A 17,071-nucleotide genomic window follows, 5' to 3' on the forward strand; every position below is an offset into this window, starting at 1 on the left:
GACAGATGCTCAAAGGACTTGGCGGCCTTGGTGATATGGCCGGGATGATGAAAAAAGCGCAGGAAATGCAGGCCAAGATGGCCGAGATGCAGGACGAATTGCACAGCATCTCGGTGACGGGCGAGTCCGGCGCGGGTCTGGTCAAAGCAACCGCAACGGCCAAGGGAGAGTTGACTGCACTGGATATCGACCCCTCGATTTTCAATGGCGACGACAAAGAAGTGGTTGAGGATCTGATTCTGGCTGCGATCAAGGACGCGCAGGTCAAAGCCTCCGAACGCGCGCAGGAAGAGATGGGCAAGCTGACCGAAGGGATGGGTCTGCCAGCCGGTATGAAACTGCCGTTCTAAACGCAGCCGTCAACGCCATACTAGGACTTGCGCGACAGACGCACGACCGCCGCCGGCATCAGCGCATCCACCACCAGAGCCGGCGTGCGCGTCGATGGCCCTCCGCGTTGGGTGCGTCGAATAATCACGACCGTGCTCAGGAATGCCATATAAAGGGCGAAAGTGATGCTCAACCGATTAAGCCCCTCACGAAACGTGAGCGCGGTGCCACTGCCCTCGTTTGCCCGGCGTGCGCCACTTTCTGCACCCTCTGCCGGCTCGGTTCCTGCGATATTGGAATTGCTGTCCTCGCATCCCTCGCGGATGGCAGTGGCCAGTCGTTCCGTGTGCCGCGTGTCAGCGGGCGATAATCGCACGCCATTGCCTTTGGCCAGTGAGGCAGACACGACCATAAGTGCGTTGACGGATCGCATGTTCGCACGCCTGAGTTCACCGGGTAGGGTTGTGCGCACCACTGCCGGGTCCAGGCGGCTTAACGCAAGACGCAAACGATTGCGTTGATGAATTGCGACCTCGGCACCGCTAAGGCGCACGTCATTCAACGTCTTTACCAATACCCGAATGGCAGGCGGATATGCACAGGCCAGCGCAGGGCCGGACACCATCACCGCACAAACCCATAAATAGCCAATAAACAAAACCCGACGCACTAAAACCCTCACTTTTTTTGACGTGACAGACGAAGCCTAGCGAGCGACCGTTTAAAACAAATGAACGCCCTTCCTGTTCGACCCAAACCGCAATAGATTGTGGCCGCATGAGCAGTACACGCGATATCGACGCCCTGATCGAGATGATGGCAAAGCTGCCCGGCCTTGGCCCCCGCTCGGCCCGGCGCGCGGTATTGCACATGATCCGCAAACGCGCGCTGTTGCTGACCCCGCTGGCCGATACCATGCAGACCGTCGCTGTGACCGCGCGCGAGTGCCTCAATTGCGGCAATGTCGGCACAGCCGATGTGTGCGATATCTGCACCTCGCCCAAGCGGGAAAACGGCGAATTATGCGTGGTCGAGGATGTGGCCGACCTGTGGGCGATGGAGCGGGCTGGCGTGTTCAAAGGCCGCTACCATGTGCTGGGCGGGACATTGTCCGCCCTGGACGCCATCGGCCCGGACGAATTGCGCATCCCACGTCTGATGGACCGGGTGGCCACCGAAGACATCACCGAGGTGATCCTGGCCTTGAACGCCACAATCGACGGGCAGACCACCGCGCACTATATCGCGGACCAGTTGGAGGGGAGGGTCACACTGACCTCGCTGGCGCAGGGCGTGCCGATCGGGGGGGAGCTGGACTATCTCGATGATGGTACTATCAGCGCGGCACTGAAGGCCCGCAAGGCGATCTGAGGGCTTAGGCCAGCGCCTGCTCAAACCCCGAAATCACAGCCTCCAGACCCGCATCCGTCACATCCTTATGCAGCACCAGACGGGTTGTTCCCAATGCCCCGCTCAGGCGCACACCCGAGGTTGCGAGGCGGGAAATAATCTGCGGCGTGATCCCGTTCCTGGGTGTGAAGAACACCATATTCGTGGCCTGGGTCACATCGCCATAGGCCGACAACGCCTGGCCCAGACGCGCGGCCCGCTGACGATCTTCGGTCAGGCGATCCACGTTATGCTTTAGCGCATGAAGGCTCGCGGCCGCCAGAATACCGGACTGGCGCGTACCGCCGCCCAGCATCTTACGCCAGCGCCGCGCACGCGCGATCAGGTCACGCGGCCCCACCAGCACGGAGCCAACCGGCGCACCCAGTCCTTTGGACAGGCAAATCGAAACAGTGTCGAAAATACCCGAAAGGTCAGTTTCCGCACAACCCAACGCCTCGACCGCATTGAAAAAACGCGCACCATCCAGATGGACCGACAGATCCGCCGCACGGGCCGCATCCACCGCCTGCTGGCAACGCGCCAGCGGCACGGCGTGGCCATTATGGGTATTCTCAAGACCAAGCAGACGCGTGATTGCATGATGCGAGTCGTCATCTTTGACGGCGGCTGCGATCGCATCGGGTTCCAATGCGCCATCGGCCGCTACATCCAGCGGATCAAGAGCAACACCGCCCAACACAGATGCACCTGCCGCCTCGTATTTGTAGATATGGTAACCGCGCCCGGTGATGATTTCATCGCCGCGCTGGCAATGGGCGAGCATACCGACAAGGTTGCTTTGAGTGCCTGAGGTCAGAAACAGACCAGCCTCTTTGCCCAATCGCTCGGCCAGTTCGGCCTCAAGCCGATTGACGGTTGCATCCTCACCATACACGTCATCCCCAACCTCAGCGTCGGCCATGGCCGCGCGCATGTCGGCGTCAGGGGTGGTGACCGTGTCACTGCGCAAGTCCGCGATGATGCCAGCGGTGGATTGAGTGGGTGCATATTGGGTCATGGGGATCCCTCAGACAAAAAATGGGCGCAACTCGGAATAAAGCACGCCCATCTGGCCATTACGGATGATGGATTGCTCAGGGCTGTTCGTCTTCGTCCTTACCGCCGTCTTTGGGCAGATTGAACAGGCTGTCCGCATCCACCAAGGTGGACTTGTCATCCTCATCCTCGTCAGCATCCGTATCCATCGACAGCGAGAACGTCTCAAGACCTTCGATGGCCGTCGGGATTTTGGGTTCCGCTTCCATGCCGAGGCTTTGCTCGGTGCTCACCAGCTTGCGGCGTTCATCGTCAGACATGACTACACCGTCGGCCGCCTTCTTGGCGGCGGCCTTCTGAACGGCGGCATCAAGTTCGGACTGTTTCGTCAGGCCCAAAGCAACCGGATCGACGGGCTGGATGTTCGAGATGTTCCAATGCGAGCGATCCCGAATCGACTGGATCGTCGGCTTGGTGGTGCCGACCAGTTTGGAGATCTGACCATCGGTCAATTCAGGGTGAAACTTGACCAGCCAATAAATCGCAGCGGGACGGTCCTGACGTTTGGACAGAGGAGTATAACGGGGGCCGCGGCGCTTTTCCTCGCCCACGGCGGCAGCGTTGTATTTCAGCGCCAGCTTGTGCAGCGGGTTCTTTTCAGCCGCGTCAATTTCGTCCTGCGTGAGCTGATTGTTGGCAATAGGATCAAAGCCTTTGACGCCTGCGGCCACGTCGCCGTCGGCAATGCCCTGCACTTCCAGCTCGTGCATTTCGACAAAGTCGGCGATCTGCTTAAAGCTGAGGGTTGTGTTGTCCACCAGCCAGACGGCGGTGGCCTTGGCCATGATCGGTTTTGCCATTGTCATGCTCCTTCGCGCATATCTGTCCCGTCGCCTGAAATCGGCGGCCTTGGTATTCAAGGCGGGTTTCCGTTGTGGGGGAACTTGGGCGGGATATAAGGGGTGAGGTCGAGAAAGGAAAGCCTTATGCGTGCTGTGGTGATCTGGATGTTGCTGGCGATACCCGCCTGGGCCGAAGGCGAGCAGTCAGGAGTGTTCGACTACTACGTGCTCAGCCTCAGCTGGTCGCCCAACTGGTGCGCCTATGAGGGCGATGCGCGCGGATCGGACCAATGCGACCCCCGCCACGATCATGGCTGGATCATGCACGGGCTGTGGCCGCAATTCCATCGTGGGTTTCCATCCTACTGCCCAACGGCGGAACGTCCGCCGTCGCGTCGCATGACGGCAGACATGTCTGACATCATGGGCACATCAGGGCTGGCTTGGCATCAATGGAAAAAACATGGGGTCTGTTCAGGCCTGTCGGCGGCGGATTATTACGCAATATCGCGCGACGCCTACGCCCGGGTCGCCCGACCGCCTGTCTTTCGCAAACTGCAAGACCCCGTGAAGCTGCCAGCATCCGTGGTGCAGGACGCATTCCTGCAATCCAACCCGGACATGGAGCCCGACGGCATCACGATCACATGCCGCGACGGGCATATACAGGAAGCCCGTATTTGCCTGTCCCGTGATCTTGAGCCCGTCCCCTGCGGACAGGATGTTGTTCGGGATTGCACATTGCGAGACGCGATTTTTGCGCCCGTCAGATAGATACAGACCCGCGGGTGGCGGCCGACCTGCAACACGCACCCACCAAAGCCGGGATCAGCGCGGGCTGAGCCGTCAGGGTGCCTCCGGCGGCGGTATTTTTAGTCAAAAGAATTGAAAAACGCCCGCGCCACTCATCCTGTGAGCACCGCGGGCGATAAAGAAGCACTGCTTCTTCTGGCACGGCCAACGGCTCCGCAGCCTGTACCACGTGCTGACATCACCAGATCAAAGTTAATTTGGCGTTTCTTTTGACCGAAAATACCGCGGGGGTGAGGCCAAAGGCCGAGGGGGCTGGCCCCCTTTTCAACCACCGGCCACCTCAAGCACGATCTTGCCGATATGGCCCGAGCTTTCCATCCGAGCATGTGCCGCTGCGGCTTCGCTCAAGGAAAACTCTGAGTCCATGACAGGCCCAACCCGACCAGACGCAAGCAGCGGCCACACAGCTTCGCGCAAATCCTGCGCAATCCGCGCCTTGGCAAGATCGCTTTGCGGCCGAAGCGTGCTGCCCGTTATGGTCAAACGGCGCGTCATCATCTGCACCATGTTCAACTCGACTTTCGGCCCTTCAAGAAAAGCGATCTGGACAAGGCGACCATCATCCGCAAGTGCGCTCAGGTTCCGCTGAATGTAGGCCCCCCCAACCATATCCAAAATCAGGTCAGCGCCGCCTTGCGCCTTCAGAACCTCAACATAATCTGCGTCCCGATAGTTGATCGCGACCTCAGCGCCAAGATCGCGGCAGGCTTGGCACTTTTCCTCAGAACCGGCAGTGGCGAACACACGCGCACCAAAGGCATGGGCAAGCTGGATGGCCGTTGTCCCAATCCCGCTGGACCCGCCATGGACGAGGAACCGCTCCCCACCCTTGAGGCCACCCCGCGTGAACACATTGGACCACACTGTGAAATAGGTTTCGGGCAGGCAAGCCGCCTGCTTTAGGCTCATACCATCCGGGATCGGTAAACAATGCGCTGCGGGGGTTGCAGCATATTCGGCGTAACCACCACCGGGCAGCAGGGCACAGACAAGGTCGCCGACGGCCAAACCGCTGACGCCCGCGCCGACCGCTACAACCTGTCCGGATGCCTCCAGTCCAGGCAAGTCACTTGCGGTCGGGGGCGGATTATACAGACCGGCGCGTTGCAACGCATCAGGGCGGTTGACGCCCGCCCATGCAACCTGAATGACAACCTCGCCATGTCCAACCTCGGGCCGCGGGCGATCCACGGCCCGTAGCACATCCGGGCCGCCCGGCTTGGTGATCTCGATCGCACGCATCTGCTTGGTCATCATCATTCGCTCCCTTTGGGGCAGCGTATCGTCTTTGGGTCCAGAAATGGAACCCATGCGGTTCGCTTTGCGCTGATGGCTACCTTAGCGCCAGCGGGAAGCAATGATGCAGCAATTGGGTCGCCATCGAAGCGTGGTCACCCGCGCAGTACATCTTGATTTGGATCTATTTGCTGTCTGAAGACCACATTCCGGGCATGTCTGAGGGTCTAACATGCGACGGTGCCTTGATTTGGCCAAGCAGCCAGTTCGGACCCGCCAACAATCCGCTCAATACCTTGTTGTTGCGGATTTGCGCTTTGACCTTTTCGATTTGCATCACATCGTCGATACGGCGGTCGAGAAACGCCCAGGTCGCCTGATTGTCCGCACTGTCGTCGCCCAACCAATACAGGATCGTCGTGCTGTAGACGCCAGACAATGTGGCCCGCTTGGTGTACCAATTCACATCCTCGGACGCATCACCCAACGTGTTCCAGATCAGATCCGACGTGCCCCAGATCGCCTTGGCCCCATCCGCCGCATAGGTCGGCAGCGCAAAAAGGGTCGTGCCGCGGCGCACGGCTTCCTTGTCACTGATCCCTTCAATTCGCACGCGGATCGCGGTGGCTACCTTGTCGCGAAACCTGTCGGGCAGCGGATCCGCCGTGAGCCGGGCCACCATGGTCGCATCTCCGCGCGCGTGATAGGCAAGCGCCAGATCGACGGCACCGCGTGGACACACAGCGCGAGCCATCGCCATATCGATGTCAGCATCGCGCGCTGCGGCCGTCAGCGTCGTCTCGGACCAGCCATCGAAGGGAACATGCATCAAGGCCGCGTCCAGCAACCTGTCTTTGGTGGTTTCATATTCGCTCGACATGGGTATCCTCCGACGCATGTGGTGGTGCTGGACAAGGTAGGGCGTGCTTGCTATACGGCCACCTCCTGCAAATCCTTGCAACTCGAATCTAGAAAGGTGGTGACAACCACATGCAGGTTAGTGTTCGCGACAACAATGTCGATCAGGCTCTCCGAGCTCTGAAGAAAAAGCTCCAGCGCGAAGGCGTGTTCCGTGAAATGAAGCTCAAGCAGCATTTCGAGAAACCGTCCGAGAAAAAAGCGCGCGAGAAAGCTGAAGCGATCCGCCGTGCCCGCAAGCTGGCACGCAAAAAAGCGCAACGCGAAGGTATGATGTAAGTCACCCTTTGTCTGCTTTTTTCAAGAATATTGATCCCCCGAGATGGCAACGTCTCGGGGTTTTTTATGGGCGCGGCAAACGGTACCTATGACGCAGCCGCACCCTGACGGTGATTGGTCGCCACATCAAATTCCATCGGCGTTGTACGAACGGACGGCACCAGTTTGAACGCCCTGAGATTGGCTGCAATCATCTCCATCCCCGCTGTCAAAGCCTGACAGGCCGTCGTCGTCTCTTCAAACATCATGGCGTTTCTTTGGGCGACGGTATCAAGCTCTGTGACAGAGGTTTTGACCACGCCAAGCCCGTCTGACTGTTTGACCGCAGCCGCCGCAATGTGATCAACGGAGGTAGTCATGTCCGCCACAGATTTTACGATTCCGTCCAGCGCATCCCCGGCGTCTTTGACCAACATCACGCCCGCATTCACCTGCCGCCCACTACGCTCGGTCAATTCATTGATGCCCTGCGCCGCTTCCGTGGCGCGGCGTGACAGTGCACGCACCTCCGATGCAACAACTGAAAACCCACGACCTGCTTCGCCCGCGCGCGCAGCCTCTACGCCGGCATTAAGCGCAAGCAGGTTCGTCTGAAACGCAATTGCATCCATTGCGGCATTGATTTCGGCAATCTCTCGGGATGAACTTTCGATCTCACTCATCGCTGTAATCACTTTGCGCACGATGTGCCCGCCTGCGATCGCGTCATTCTTAACAGCCTCAGCGACTACCGCTGTAGAGGTGGCATTGTCGGTGGAGTCGCGCACAACGGCGTGCAGATTTTCAACAGAGTGGCTTGTTGCATCCAAAGAGGCGACCTGCCTTTCCGTGTGGCTTGCCAATTCATCGGCTGAACGGCTGACCGCGGCGACCCGCATCAACAGATCATTGGTGCTGTCAACAATCTGGGTCAGGACGGATGCGAGTTTGGAGATCGCACGGTTATAATCCTTGCGCAGTGGCTCGTAAGCGTGCGGAAATGGAGCATCCAGCGGAGCCGAGAGGTCACCGCTTGCGATCCGTTCGAGCCCCCCGCGCAAGGCTGTGACAACATGGTCCTGTTCTTCCAGGCGGGCACGCTGCATTTCTGCGCTGCGCTCCTCTGCCGCCCGTTTGGCCTGATCCGCCTCCTCCCGTGCCGCTTGTTCCTCATGCAAGACCTTCACCAACTCCTCGGCCTTGACCTGCGCATCTTGAGCACGCCGCGCTTCGGCTTGTGCATCCTGGCGTGCCGCTTCGGCCACGTCACCCGCCTGCGAAGCATGTCGCGCTTGTGTTTCGGCAGTGGTAAAAGCGCCCTGCACCTCTTTGGTCAGCCGCAATCGGTTGGACACGGCCCAATACAAGGCACCCACCTGGAATCCGACGATGATGCCGTGAAACAAAACACGTTCAATATTCTCTATCAAATCAGAAGACGGGAACACCAACTGCGGCAGAAAGACCCCCAAGGACAGGTGGTGCAATACGGTCGTCACCGCCGCCCAGACAATCGCGCGGGTATCAACAAGACCCACGAGTGTGGACATGGCAACAAAGAACAACATGTGCGCATCGATCTGCCACCCGGACCCGGAAAAAGCGGCAACAAGTCCGATGGCCTGTGCGACCGCAGCCTGACCGACCAACAGACGGTGATGCTTGTGCCGGCGTTTTAGCGACCAATAGGCGATCCCTGTAGCACTCAGGGCGATCAGCCCGGGCAGGATGGACTGAACGGGCAGCAACACCCCAAACAACGCGACGATACACCCGATTCCGGCGCACCAATACAAGATCCACTCAGCTGCCTTAAACCGAGAGTGATCCAGCGCGGACAAGACGTCGGTTTTCATAACACCGCTCCGCAAATCGCGGCCAATAGCGCACTGTTGGTCACCCAAATCGCGCCTGACGCGTAGGCTTTGGCATATGCCTCAGGCTCAAAAGACTGAACAAGAAAGGCGAGTGGGGCGCGCGCAGGTCCGATTTCGCGTCCGTCCATCGCGGCCAAAATGGGCTTTGGATCCTGCCACGGTGCGACAATAATCAAAAACAGGCCATCTTTGGGCTTGGGGGCGACGGCCAACGCCGCCACCGGACCCGAAAGCACCAATGCTATCACCATGATCCAAATACGCATTGCGACACCTAAACAAACAAGAGCTTTAAGGCGTGCTACAGGACAGGTCTAAAAATTCTGCTAATTGCAGTTCTGTCAGACCGGCAGCGCCGTTGTCTTGAACACCGTCCGCAACGCAAAGCTGGACTGCATCTGTGCCACACCAGGCAAGCGCGCCAGATGCTGACGGTGAATACGGGCAAAATCTTCGGTGCCTTCTGCGACCACCTTGAGGATGTAATCCGCAGTACCGGCCATCAAGTGACATTCCAGCACGTCCGGGATTCGCGACACGGCCTTTTCAAAGGCGTCCAGCACCTCATCCGCCTGACCCTGAAGGGTAATTTCCACAAACACCGTGGTCGGCACACCCATCTTGCGCGCATCCAAAAGGGCGACATAGCCCCGGATATATCCGGACTCCTCAAGCCGTTGCACCCGGCGGTGGCACGCGGACGGGGACAGATTGGCAGCTTCGCTGAGATCCGCATTCGACATACGCCCCCGCTTTTGCAGGGCAGTAAGGATACGACGATCGGTTGCATCAAGAGACATAGGCGCTCATTTCTTGCACGAGATTTTCCAGTTACGCACAATATTCCGAATTCTGGATCCAATGCGAACTCATTCTCACTCCTGGGGCTGACAATTTTACGTCGCTCACCCAGAGGCACCCACAGCCAGCCCCATATGATGCCCCCAAGCATAGCACATAACATCCCAGGTCGAGGGGTAAGGACCCGGTCAGGGCCTCAGCTTTCGAAACCAAAATACGAAAAAGGCGCCACCCCAATGAAGAAGCAGCGCCTGTCGCAGAATGATCAGTGACTTATTTGGCCAGTGAGTCCCGAATTTCCATCAGGATATCCAACTCGCTTGGGCCACTTTCGGCCTCGGGAGCGGCCTCTTCGGGCTTTTCAGCCGCCGCCTTGATCTTGTTCACACTGCGGACAAGCATAAACACAACGAAGGCAATGATCAGAAAGTTGATGATCGCCATGACAAACGCGCCATAGGCAAACACAGCCGCACCCGCCTCGCGCGCCGCTTCAAGAGAAGCACCCGCAGCCACATCGCCCGACAGCACGAAATACATGTTGGTGAAGTCGATGCCGCCCGTGAACAAGCCGATGAATGGGTTGATCAGATCGGCCACCAGCGACGACACAATGGCCGTAAATGCCGCCCCGATGATGATACCGACGGCCATGTCCATGACATTGCCCTTGGCGATGAAGTCTTTGAATTCGTTTAGCATATCTTGTCCCTTGTTGGCTTGGTCCTGCGCGTTTTGTTGTTTTGGTGCGCAGATGAACACCTGTTAACACATGTTCTCACAGGTCCAAGGTTATTTTGACGGGGAAAATCGCCTATGTCCTACCCATAGTTTATATGGAGATGCCCGATATGGCCGACCTCAGCGCCTTCCCGATTACGCAAAAATGGACACCCAAAAACCCTGACATATTGCAACTGTTTGCGTTCCCGACGCCCAACGGGGTCAAAGCATCTATCGCTCTTGAGGAAATGGAAATCCCTTATGAGGCACACCTCGTCACTCTCGCGGACGCGGATGTCAAAAGCTCTGCGTTCCTGTCGCTGAACCCCAACAACAAGATCCCCGCCATCATTGATCCGAATGGGCCGGAGGGGCCGATCGGGTTGTTCGAATCCGGCGCGATCCTGATCTATCTCGCGGAAAAATCGGGCAAACTGATTGGCAACACGGCCTCGGAACGAGCGAGGACAATCCAATGGCTGATGTTCCAGATGGGGGGCCTCGGCCCGATGCTCGGGCAGATGGGGTTTTTCGTGAAATTCGCAGGCAGCGAGTGGGAAGATAAACGGCCCCGGCAACGCTATGTGGATGAAGCCAGACGGTTGCTCGGCGTACTCGACACCGCACTTTCAGACAGGGACTGGATTACGGGCAACTACTCCATCGCGGATATTGCGATCGCACCATGGCTGAATGCGCTGAATTTTTACGAAGCCAAAGACATGGTGAACTGGGACGATCACAAGAACCTCGGGGCTTATCTGGACCGTTTCATGGCTCGCCCGGCTGTGACCAAGGGAATGAACACACCGCCCCGGCCCTGATTTCCCTTCGCCAAAAAGACCCGAAACAACGACCAAGCGGCGCGCGGCCTTAGGGGTTTTGCGCGCCGCGCATGCCTGCGCTGATTTTTTCAGCCAACATGATGGTGGGGGCGTTGGTATTGCCCCCGATCAGGCGCGGCATCAGCGACGCATCAACCACGCGCAAGCCGTCAACCCCATGAACACAGCCCGACGCATCGGTCACGGCCATGTCGTCCACACCCATCCGGCAGGTCCCCACCGGGTGATATATCGTATCCGAGCGGGCGCGGATGTCCGCCTCAAGGCTCGCATCGGTCCCGTCATGTGCATAAAGCTTTTTGCCCTTCCACGGGGCGAGCGCTGGAGCGTCCAGAATACGCTCCATCTCGCGCGCGCCTTTCATCAACACGGCCAGATCGCGTGGATCAGACAGATATCCCGGATCAATGCGTGGCGGCGCAGCGGGGTCAGCCGATTGCAGCCCGACGGACCCACGGCTTTCGGGGCGCAGCACACAGACATGACAGGAATACCCGAACTTGACGTGGATCTTGCGCATGTGCTGATCGACAATACCGACCACGAAATGCAGTTGAAGGTCCGGGCGGTCGATATCCTGCTCAGATTTGATGAATCCGCCCGCCTCGGCCATCGGCGACGCAAACAGTCCCGTGCCATCCTTGCGCCACTGCAACCCGGCCTTGCCCAAGGCCATCAGCCCCTTTGGGCCCAGGCCTACAACATCATCGCGCTTGGAATGATAGCTGATGATGTAATCCAGGTGGTCCTGAAGGTTCTGGCCCACACCGGGCAATTCTTGCACCGTCTCAACGCCATGAGCCGCCAACTCATCACGTGGCCCGATCCCGGACAACAACAGCAATTGCGGCGATCCGAATGCCCCGGCAGACAACACCACCTCACGAGCGGCCTGCACCAGTTTCACGCCGCCTTCATGCTTGATACGAACGCCTACAGCACGGCCATCCTCAATCTCGACCCTTTGGGCCGTCGCGCGGATCAAGACCGTCAGATTGGCACGGGCACGTACCGCATCGGGCAAATAGGCCGAGGCCGCAGAACACCGCTCGCCTTTGGCGTCGCCCTTATGATGCTGCGTGACCTGATACAGGCCAACGCCCTCTTGATCAGGACCATTGAAATCTGCATTGATCGGGATCTGGGTCTGTGCGCCCGCTTCAACAAAAGCATGGGAAATCGCCCGCGGTTCGGACTGGTCCCCGACTTGCAAGGGGCCATCGCTGCCGTGCAGAGCGTCTGCGCGCCGCGCGTTGCCCTCAGCGTGTCTGAACCAAGGCAAAACGCTGTCCCAGTCCCACCCCGTGGCCCCCAAATCCGCCCATTCATCATAGTCGGCAGGATGGCCACGCACATATAGCATCGCATTGATCGCGCTTGATCCCCCCAAGGCCTTGCCCCGGGGCTGAAAACCACGCCGACCGTTCAGCCCCGGCTGTGGCTCGGTATGAAACGCCCAGTTGTTGATCTTGGGGCGACCCGAGATCATGCCAGCCACCAGCGCAGGGGCACGAATAAAGATGTCGCGTCCTGATCCGCCCGCCTCAATCAGACAGACGCTGATAGCGGCATCCTCGCTCAGACGGGACGCCAGAACGCATCCAGCTGATCCGCCGCCCACTATCACATAATCGAACTTCATGGCGCTCCTCCTGACCAAAAGGCTAGGAGGGCATCTCACCCAATACAAGCGTGACCATGGGTCGGTGGGTGGGCGCATTTCGGGCCAACGGCCCGGAACAGTCCCTCCCGACGACTAGCCGGGCAGCGCACCTGTCAACACATAGCGCAAGATCTCGACCACCTGCGCCGGTTCCTCCGCCACGGCCAGAGCCGCCGCATCGACCTCTTTCAAGGCATGAGCGTGATCAGGCCCGTGCAGGATAATCAACGACTTGCCCAGTGCCGCGGCATAGCCTGCGTCAAAGGCCGCGTTCCACTGCTTGTACTGATCTCCAAAACGGACCACGACCACATCTGCATCCGCAATCCCCTTGCGGGTCCGGATCGCGTTGACCATCGCACCCTTGTGGTCATGCCAGTACTTGTTGTCCTCCGACCCAAGGATCGCGACCCCGCAATCATCGCTGGCACCGTGATCGGTCACAGGGGTAGAAAACTGAACATCCAGCCCTTTGGCACCATCAACAATCTGCTCACGCCAATCGGTGTGAATTTCACCGGATAGATAGACTTTCAGCATCGACACTCTCCCTGATTATCCACGCAAAGCACCGCCCGTGGCCTTGGTCACCTTCTCGACGACCTTCGCGGCAACGGCCTCGATGTCGGCATCCTTCAGCGTCCCATCGCGAGGCTGCAACCGCACGGTAATGGCCAGTGATTTCTTACCCTCGCCCAGACTACCGCCGATAAACTCGTCAAATACGCGCACATCTTCGATAAGCGCCTTGTCGGCCCCCATCGCCGCATTGGCCAGCGTCAGTGCCTCGACCTCGGCATCGACCACGAAGGCAAAGTCACGCTCGACCGCCTGCAAATCACTGATATCCAGCGCGCCCTTGTTGGCACCGGCTTTGCGTGGCATCGGGATCTCTGCTGGCCACAGGGTAAAGGCCATGGCCGGTCCCTTGATGTCCATCGCCTCGGTCACGCGGGGATGCAACTCACCAAAGACGCCCAACACTTTCTTGGGGCCCAGACAAATCTTGCCGTGACGGCCCGGATGCCACCACCCTTCGGCCCCGCGCATGATCTGCACCTTGACAGGTGCGCCCATGGCGGACAACACCGCCTCGGCATCCGCCTTGACGTCATAAACATCGACCGCGCGAGAAGCCCCGTGGACGTCTTTCGGCCCTGTGCGCCCGACCAGCAGGCCGGAGATCAGCAAATGCTGCTCACCCGGTTCACCCCCATGAAAGGCGGGACCAACCTCGAACAGCGCCAGATCCATGAAGCCCCGCGCCTGATTGCGCGCCGCCGCCTGTAGCAAACCGGGCAGCAGTGCCGGGCGCATGTGGCTCATATCCGACGAAATGGGATTTTCCAGCCTGGTTGCCTCATCACCGCCACCAAACAACGCCGCCGCAGCCTGATCAATGAAGCTGTAGGTCACACATTCATTGTACCCCAGTGCCGCCGCCGTGCGCCGCGCGATCTGCTCACGCCGCTGGATCGGAGTCATCACGGGCTTGGGCACACCGCTGGTCAGACGCGGTAAGGGGCGTCCCTGCAACTTGGTGAGCGAGGCCACACGCGCGACCTCCTCGACCAGATCCGCTTCGCCCATCACATCGGGGCGCCAACTGGGCACGTGCGCCATGTCACCCTCAAGACGAAAGCCAAGGGCGGTCAGCGTCTGGCGCTGTTCGCTTTCGGGAATGTCCATGCCCACAAGGCTTTGTACGCGGGCCGCATCCAGACGATAGGCGCGCGACGTGTCGGGGATCGCACCCGCCTGCACACGGCTCGACACCTCGCCGCCCGCATGTTCGACGATCATCTCGCAGGCCAGATCAAGGCCCTTGGGTGTAAAGGCCGGGTCAATCCCGCGCTCAAAGCGATAGCGCGCATCCGAATTGATCTTGAGCGCGCGACCTGTATAGGCCGTCCGGACCGGGTCGAAGTAAGCGGCCTCCACAAAGACATTCACGGTGTCCATCGTGCAGCCCGACGGCAGACCGCCCATCACGCCACCGATGCTTTCGACGCCATTCGCGTCCGAGATCAGCGTCATGTCAGGCTGGAACGTGTATTCCTTTTCATCCAGACCCACGAGGGTTTCACCCCCTTTGGCGCGGTGGATGCGCAAAGTGTCTCCGGCAATCTTGTCAGCGTCAAACACGTGCAGCGGACGGTTGCGATCAAAGGTGAAGTAGTTCGTCACATCCACAAGGAACGAAATCGGGCGCAACCCGATGGCGCGCAGACGATCCTGCAACCACGCGGGACTGGGCCCATTTGTGACGCCCCGGATGACGCGACCAAAGAAGACGGGGCACTGATCAAGGGTGTCGTCGTCGATGCTGACACTCACCGGGCAGGGGAATGCCCCCTCAAGCGACGGTTCGGGTGCCGGCTTCATTGTGCCCACGCCGCGGGCCGCCAGATCCAGGGCAATACCGCGCACACCCAAGGCGTCGGGGCGGTTGGGGGTAATCGCTATTTCGATCATCGGGTCGACCTTGGCGGGGTCATTTTGGGCAAGCCAGTCGACAAAGCGCTCGCCCACCTCGCCCGAGGGCAGTTCGATGATACCGTCATGTTCTTCGGACAGTTCCATCTCGCGCTCGGAGGCCATCATACCGAAGCTTTCGATGCCACGGATTTTGCCCACGCCAATGGTGGTGTCGATGCCCGGCACATAAACGCCCGGTTTGGCGACAACGACGGTGATCCCTTCGCGCGCGTTCGGGGCACCGCAGATGATCTGCTTCATGCCCTCATCCGTGTCGACCTGACAAACGCGCAGCCGGTCCGCATCGGGGTGCTTTTCCGCGCTTATCACCTTGCCGATGGTGAAATCGGCCAGCTTTGCGCCGCGATCCTCGACCCCTTCGACCTCAAGGCCCAGGTCGGTCAGCGCATAGGTGATCTCGTCCACAGAAGCATCGGTGTCCAGGTGCTGCTTGAGCCAGCTGAGTGTGAATTTCATGCCTTAACCTTTTCGCGCCTTGGTCGGGGGTATGGGTTTGCGCCTGCAATGGCAAAGATCGCTCAAAGGTGCAAGCCGGGCGGAGGGCACCTCCGCCTTACATTCAGGGGGCACCGTTGCCGGACCGGCTCACGGTTTCATCCCCATTGTGCACCAGCCGCGTGAACCACGGGATCGGGTTGCGCAGGGCGAAATGCGCCATACAGGCTCCTTCGGCCTCGTCCAGCAGCTCCTGAATTTTTTCGCGCGGCTCGGGGCTGTCGATCAGCACATGGGTTTCGACCAGTTCGGTTTGCCCTGTCGTTGCATGCCCCAACTCGCGCATATGCGACAGGTTCGTGGCAAAGCGCACCCGCTGTTCAAGGCGCAGCGAGGTGATCTCGATCTTGCGCGCGGTGTAGATATCGGTGAGGTGGGTCATCAGGCAAAACCCGATGCCCGCACAGAAATAGGCCAGCGGTGGCGGAGCCTGATCATCGCCCACGGGGGGCTGTTCGTCGCAATAGAGCTTCAGCGGAGAAAAACCGGGGATGTTCACGGACACCGTCCCCGTCTTTTGCTGCTTGCTGTGGGCTTCGGCCACCAAATTGACCTCAAATTGCAAGGGCTGGGGTGGTTTGGCGCGCTTGAACGGGTCCGGTGTGAAGGCGGTTGGGGCGGCGGCGTCAGGGCTGCGTTCGCCCACGCGGTAAGGTGTGTCAGACATGGCGGGTCCTTTTTTGTTACTCTTTTTCGCAAGGTGTCACTGGGTATCAAGCGCCTCACCGATCCGGCGAAAGGCTGAGGCAAAGGCAGCGGTTTCGCCCGGCTCAAGCACGGCCAGCATCGCGGCGGCGTTGCGTTTGTCCTGACGTTTGATCGCTGTTATCACGTCGCGCCCCTCATCTGTGACCGACAGGACCTGTGCACGTCCGTCATCTGGGTCCGGTGCACGTTGCAGCAGCCCACGCTTCTCAAGCGCCTTGACGGCCGCGGACAGCGTTGTCTTTGAGACACCAAGTTTTTGGCCCATATGGGTGGGCCGCGTTGGCCCCTCATCCAGGGTCCGCAGCATGTTGAAGTAGAGCGGGTTGAACGGCATCTTGCCTTCGGCGGGTTGGCCTTTGCGCCCCGCCACGAGCAGCGCACGGATCACCAGCGCAATGCCGCCTGCCAATTCCGCGATTTCTGCCTCTTTGACCATTGATACGTCCTGCGTACTATCTATATAATACGCATATCGTACCACAAGAGATCCCATCATGCGTTTCCTTGTCATCGCAGCTTTGCTTGCCCTTACCAATTGCACCGCCGCGCCGCCAGATGGACCACCTGCGCTGAGCGTGCCGCCCGCGGTCAGTACGGAAGGGTCTGTGGTGATTGAAACCTCGGCCACCGTGCCATTGAGCGCGCCGGAGTTGCGCGCCTTTTTATAACGCGCGC

20 protein-coding genes are annotated in these 17,071 nt (G+C 59.4%); 6 read left to right on the forward strand and 14 right to left on the reverse strand.

Annotated features, from left to right (window positions below):
• Positions 1 to 5: 5 nt before the first annotated feature.
• Positions 6 to 350, forward strand: a complete 345-nt coding sequence (locus Q0859_RS01295; RefSeq protein ID WP_299147040.1) for a YbaB/EbfC family nucleoid-associated protein — start codon at positions 6 to 8, stop codon at positions 348 to 350.
• Between the two features lie 20 nt (positions 351 to 370).
• On the opposite strand, the gene Q0859_RS01300 is transcribed toward Q0859_RS01295, so the two are convergent.
• Positions 371 to 1,000, reverse strand: a complete 630-nt coding sequence (locus Q0859_RS01300) for a hypothetical protein (protein WP_299147041.1) — start codon at positions 998 to 1,000, stop codon at positions 371 to 373.
• A gap of 107 nt (positions 1,001 to 1,107) precedes the next feature.
• On the opposite strand from Q0859_RS01300, the gene recR reads away from it, so the two are divergent.
• Positions 1,108 to 1,701 (forward strand): recombination mediator RecR, encoded by a 594-nt coding sequence (gene recR, locus Q0859_RS01305; protein WP_299147042.1) that lies wholly within the window; start codon positions 1,108 to 1,110, stop codon positions 1,699 to 1,701.
• Positions 1,702 to 1,705: 4 nt separating this feature from the next.
• Here the strand turns inward: recR and ltaE are convergent, their stop codons facing one another.
• Together ltaE and Q0859_RS01315 are read right to left on the reverse strand one after the other, a co-directional pair.
• Positions 1,706 to 2,740, reverse strand: a complete 1,035-nt coding sequence (gene ltaE, locus Q0859_RS01310) for a low-specificity L-threonine aldolase (protein WP_299147044.1) — start codon at positions 2,738 to 2,740, stop codon at positions 1,706 to 1,708.
• Positions 2,741 to 2,816: 76 nt separating this feature from the next.
• Positions 2,817 to 3,578, reverse strand: a complete 762-nt coding sequence (locus Q0859_RS01315; RefSeq protein ID WP_299147046.1) for a DUF1013 domain-containing protein — start codon at positions 3,576 to 3,578, stop codon at positions 2,817 to 2,819.
• 126 nt (positions 3,579 to 3,704) lie between these two features.
• On the opposite strand from Q0859_RS01315, the gene Q0859_RS01320 reads away from it, so the two are divergent.
• Positions 3,705 to 4,334, forward strand: coding sequence for a ribonuclease T2 (locus tag Q0859_RS01320; protein WP_299147048.1), 630 nt, complete (start codon positions 3,705 to 3,707; stop codon positions 4,332 to 4,334).
• Positions 4,335 to 4,637: 303 nt separating this feature from the next.
• Here Q0859_RS01320 and Q0859_RS01325 read toward each other — a convergent pair whose 3' ends face one another.
• Both Q0859_RS01325 and Q0859_RS01330 read right to left on the reverse strand, forming a co-directional pair.
• Complete coding sequence (locus tag Q0859_RS01325) at positions 4,638 to 5,627, reverse strand: NAD(P)H-quinone oxidoreductase (RefSeq protein WP_299147049.1); 990 nt, start codon at positions 5,625 to 5,627, stop codon at positions 4,638 to 4,640.
• 166 nt (positions 5,628 to 5,793) lie between these two features.
• Positions 5,794 to 6,489, reverse strand: coding sequence for a COQ9 family protein (locus Q0859_RS01330; protein WP_299147050.1), 696 nt, complete (start codon positions 6,487 to 6,489; stop codon positions 5,794 to 5,796).
• A 110-nt stretch (positions 6,490 to 6,599) separates the two neighbouring features.
• Here Q0859_RS01330 and rpsU point away from each other — a divergent pair, with 110 nt between their 5' ends.
• On the forward strand, positions 6,600 to 6,806 hold the full coding sequence (gene rpsU, locus Q0859_RS01335) for a 30S ribosomal protein S21 (protein WP_007118112.1): 207 nt from the start codon (positions 6,600 to 6,602) through the stop codon (positions 6,804 to 6,806).
• Positions 6,807 to 6,892: 86 nt separating this feature from the next.
• Here the strand turns inward: rpsU and Q0859_RS01340 are convergent, their stop codons facing one another.
• From Q0859_RS01340 to mscL, 4 genes are all read right to left on the reverse strand, one after another.
• Positions 6,893 to 8,641 (reverse strand): methyl-accepting chemotaxis protein, encoded by a 1,749-nt coding sequence (locus Q0859_RS01340; RefSeq protein ID WP_299147051.1) that lies wholly within the window; start codon positions 8,639 to 8,641, stop codon positions 6,893 to 6,895.
• Entirely contained in the window at positions 8,638 to 8,928 is a 291-nt protein-coding gene (locus Q0859_RS01345) for a hypothetical protein (protein ID WP_299147052.1), read from the reverse strand. The genes Q0859_RS01340 and Q0859_RS01345 overlap by 4 nt, the downstream gene beginning before the upstream one ends.
• 75 nt (positions 8,929 to 9,003) lie before the next feature.
• Positions 9,004 to 9,462, reverse strand: coding sequence for an Lrp/AsnC family transcriptional regulator (locus Q0859_RS01350; RefSeq protein WP_299147053.1), 459 nt, complete (start codon positions 9,460 to 9,462; stop codon positions 9,004 to 9,006).
• 274 nt (positions 9,463 to 9,736) lie between these two features.
• The gene (mscL, locus tag Q0859_RS01355; protein ID WP_299147054.1) at positions 9,737 to 10,165 is read right to left on the reverse strand and encodes a large conductance mechanosensitive channel protein MscL; all 429 of its coding nucleotides are present in this window, start codon (positions 10,163 to 10,165) and stop codon (positions 9,737 to 9,739) included.
• A 149-nt stretch (positions 10,166 to 10,314) separates the two neighbouring features.
• Here mscL and Q0859_RS01360 point away from each other — a divergent pair, with 149 nt between their 5' ends.
• On the forward strand, positions 10,315 to 11,010 hold the full coding sequence (locus tag Q0859_RS01360) for a glutathione binding-like protein (RefSeq protein ID WP_299147056.1): 696 nt from the start codon (positions 10,315 to 10,317) through the stop codon (positions 11,008 to 11,010).
• A 49-nt stretch (positions 11,011 to 11,059) separates the two neighbouring features.
• Here the strand turns inward: Q0859_RS01360 and Q0859_RS01365 are convergent, their stop codons facing one another.
• The 5 genes from Q0859_RS01365 to Q0859_RS01385 all read right to left on the reverse strand — a co-directional run bounded on the left by Q0859_RS01365 (position 11,060) and on the right by Q0859_RS01385 (position 16,832).
• Positions 11,060 to 12,673: a GMC family oxidoreductase N-terminal domain-containing protein gene (locus Q0859_RS01365; RefSeq protein WP_299147057.1), complete on the reverse strand. Its 1,614-nt coding sequence runs from the start codon at positions 12,671 to 12,673 to the stop codon at positions 11,060 to 11,062.
• 114 nt (positions 12,674 to 12,787) lie between these two features.
• On the reverse strand, positions 12,788 to 13,234 hold the full coding sequence (locus Q0859_RS01370) for a YtoQ family protein (RefSeq protein WP_299147058.1): 447 nt from the start codon (positions 13,232 to 13,234) through the stop codon (positions 12,788 to 12,790).
• Between the two features lie 15 nt (positions 13,235 to 13,249).
• The gene (pheT, locus tag Q0859_RS01375) at positions 13,250 to 15,649 is read right to left on the reverse strand and encodes a phenylalanine--tRNA ligase subunit beta (RefSeq protein WP_299147059.1); all 2,400 of its coding nucleotides are present in this window, start codon (positions 15,647 to 15,649) and stop codon (positions 13,250 to 13,252) included.
• 103 nt (positions 15,650 to 15,752) lie between these two features.
• Positions 15,753 to 16,355, reverse strand: coding sequence for an OsmC family protein (locus tag Q0859_RS01380; protein WP_299147060.1), 603 nt, complete (start codon positions 16,353 to 16,355; stop codon positions 15,753 to 15,755).
• Positions 16,356 to 16,391: 36 nt separating this feature from the next.
• A complete protein-coding gene (locus Q0859_RS01385) occupies positions 16,392 to 16,832 on the reverse strand; it encodes a MarR family transcriptional regulator (protein ID WP_299147061.1) in 441 nt (146 codons plus the stop codon).
• A 58-nt stretch (positions 16,833 to 16,890) separates the two neighbouring features.
• On the opposite strand from Q0859_RS01385, the gene Q0859_RS01390 reads away from it, so the two are divergent.
• Positions 16,891 to 17,064 carry a hypothetical protein gene (locus Q0859_RS01390; RefSeq protein WP_299147062.1) on the forward strand — a complete coding sequence of 58 codons (174 nt, stop codon included), beginning with the start codon at positions 16,891 to 16,893 and terminating at the stop codon, positions 17,062 to 17,064.
• Positions 17,065 to 17,071 lie beyond the last annotated feature (7 nt).

Origin of the sequence: uncultured Tateyamaria sp. (genome assembly GCF_947497045.1) — a bacterium.
Classification (GTDB): Bacteria; Pseudomonadota; Alphaproteobacteria; order Rhodobacterales; family Rhodobacteraceae; genus Tateyamaria.

Coding starts and splice junctions, on each gene's coding strand:
- Q0859_RS01295 (WP_299147040.1), top strand. CDS start 6: ATGCTCAAAGGACTTGGCGGCCTTGGTGATATGGCCGGGATGATGAAA.
- recR (WP_299147042.1), top strand. CDS start 1,108: ATGAGCAGTACACGCGATATCGACGCCCTGATCGAGATGATGGCAAAG.
- ltaE (WP_299147044.1), bottom strand. CDS start 2,740: ATGACCCAATATGCACCCACTCAATCCACCGCTGGCATCATCGCGGAC.
- Q0859_RS01315 (WP_299147046.1), bottom strand. CDS start 3,578: ATGGCAAAACCGATCATGGCCAAGGCCACCGCCGTCTGGCTGGTGGAC.
- Q0859_RS01320 (WP_299147048.1), top strand. CDS start 3,705: ATGCGTGCTGTGGTGATCTGGATGTTGCTGGCGATACCCGCCTGGGCC.
- Q0859_RS01325 (WP_299147049.1), bottom strand. CDS start 5,627: ATGACCAAGCAGATGCGTGCGATCGAGATCACCAAGCCGGGCGGCCCG.
- Q0859_RS01330 (WP_299147050.1), bottom strand. CDS start 6,489: ATGTCGAGCGAATATGAAACCACCAAAGACAGGTTGCTGGACGCGGCC.
- rpsU (WP_007118112.1), top strand. CDS start 6,600: ATGCAGGTTAGTGTTCGCGACAACAATGTCGATCAGGCTCTCCGAGCT.
- Q0859_RS01340 (WP_299147051.1), bottom strand. CDS start 8,641: ATGAAAACCGACGTCTTGTCCGCGCTGGATCACTCTCGGTTTAAGGCA.
- Q0859_RS01345 (WP_299147052.1), bottom strand. CDS start 8,928: ATGCGTATTTGGATCATGGTGATAGCATTGGTGCTTTCGGGTCCGGTG.
- Q0859_RS01350 (WP_299147053.1), bottom strand. CDS start 9,462: ATGTCTCTTGATGCAACCGATCGTCGTATCCTTACTGCCCTGCAAAAG.
- mscL (WP_299147054.1), bottom strand. CDS start 10,165: ATGCTAAACGAATTCAAAGACTTCATCGCCAAGGGCAATGTCATGGAC.
- Q0859_RS01360 (WP_299147056.1), top strand. CDS start 10,315: ATGGCCGACCTCAGCGCCTTCCCGATTACGCAAAAATGGACACCCAAA.
- Q0859_RS01365 (WP_299147057.1), bottom strand. CDS start 12,673: ATGAAGTTCGATTATGTGATAGTGGGCGGCGGATCAGCTGGATGCGTT.
- Q0859_RS01370 (WP_299147058.1), bottom strand. CDS start 13,234: ATGCTGAAAGTCTATCTATCCGGTGAAATTCACACCGATTGGCGTGAG.
- pheT (WP_299147059.1), bottom strand. CDS start 15,649: ATGAAATTCACACTCAGCTGGCTCAAGCAGCACCTGGACACCGATGCT.
- Q0859_RS01380 (WP_299147060.1), bottom strand. CDS start 16,355: ATGTCTGACACACCTTACCGCGTGGGCGAACGCAGCCCTGACGCCGCC.
- Q0859_RS01385 (WP_299147061.1), bottom strand. CDS start 16,832: ATGGTCAAAGAGGCAGAAATCGCGGAATTGGCAGGCGGCATTGCGCTG.
- Q0859_RS01390 (WP_299147062.1), top strand. CDS start 16,891: ATGCGTTTCCTTGTCATCGCAGCTTTGCTTGCCCTTACCAATTGCACC.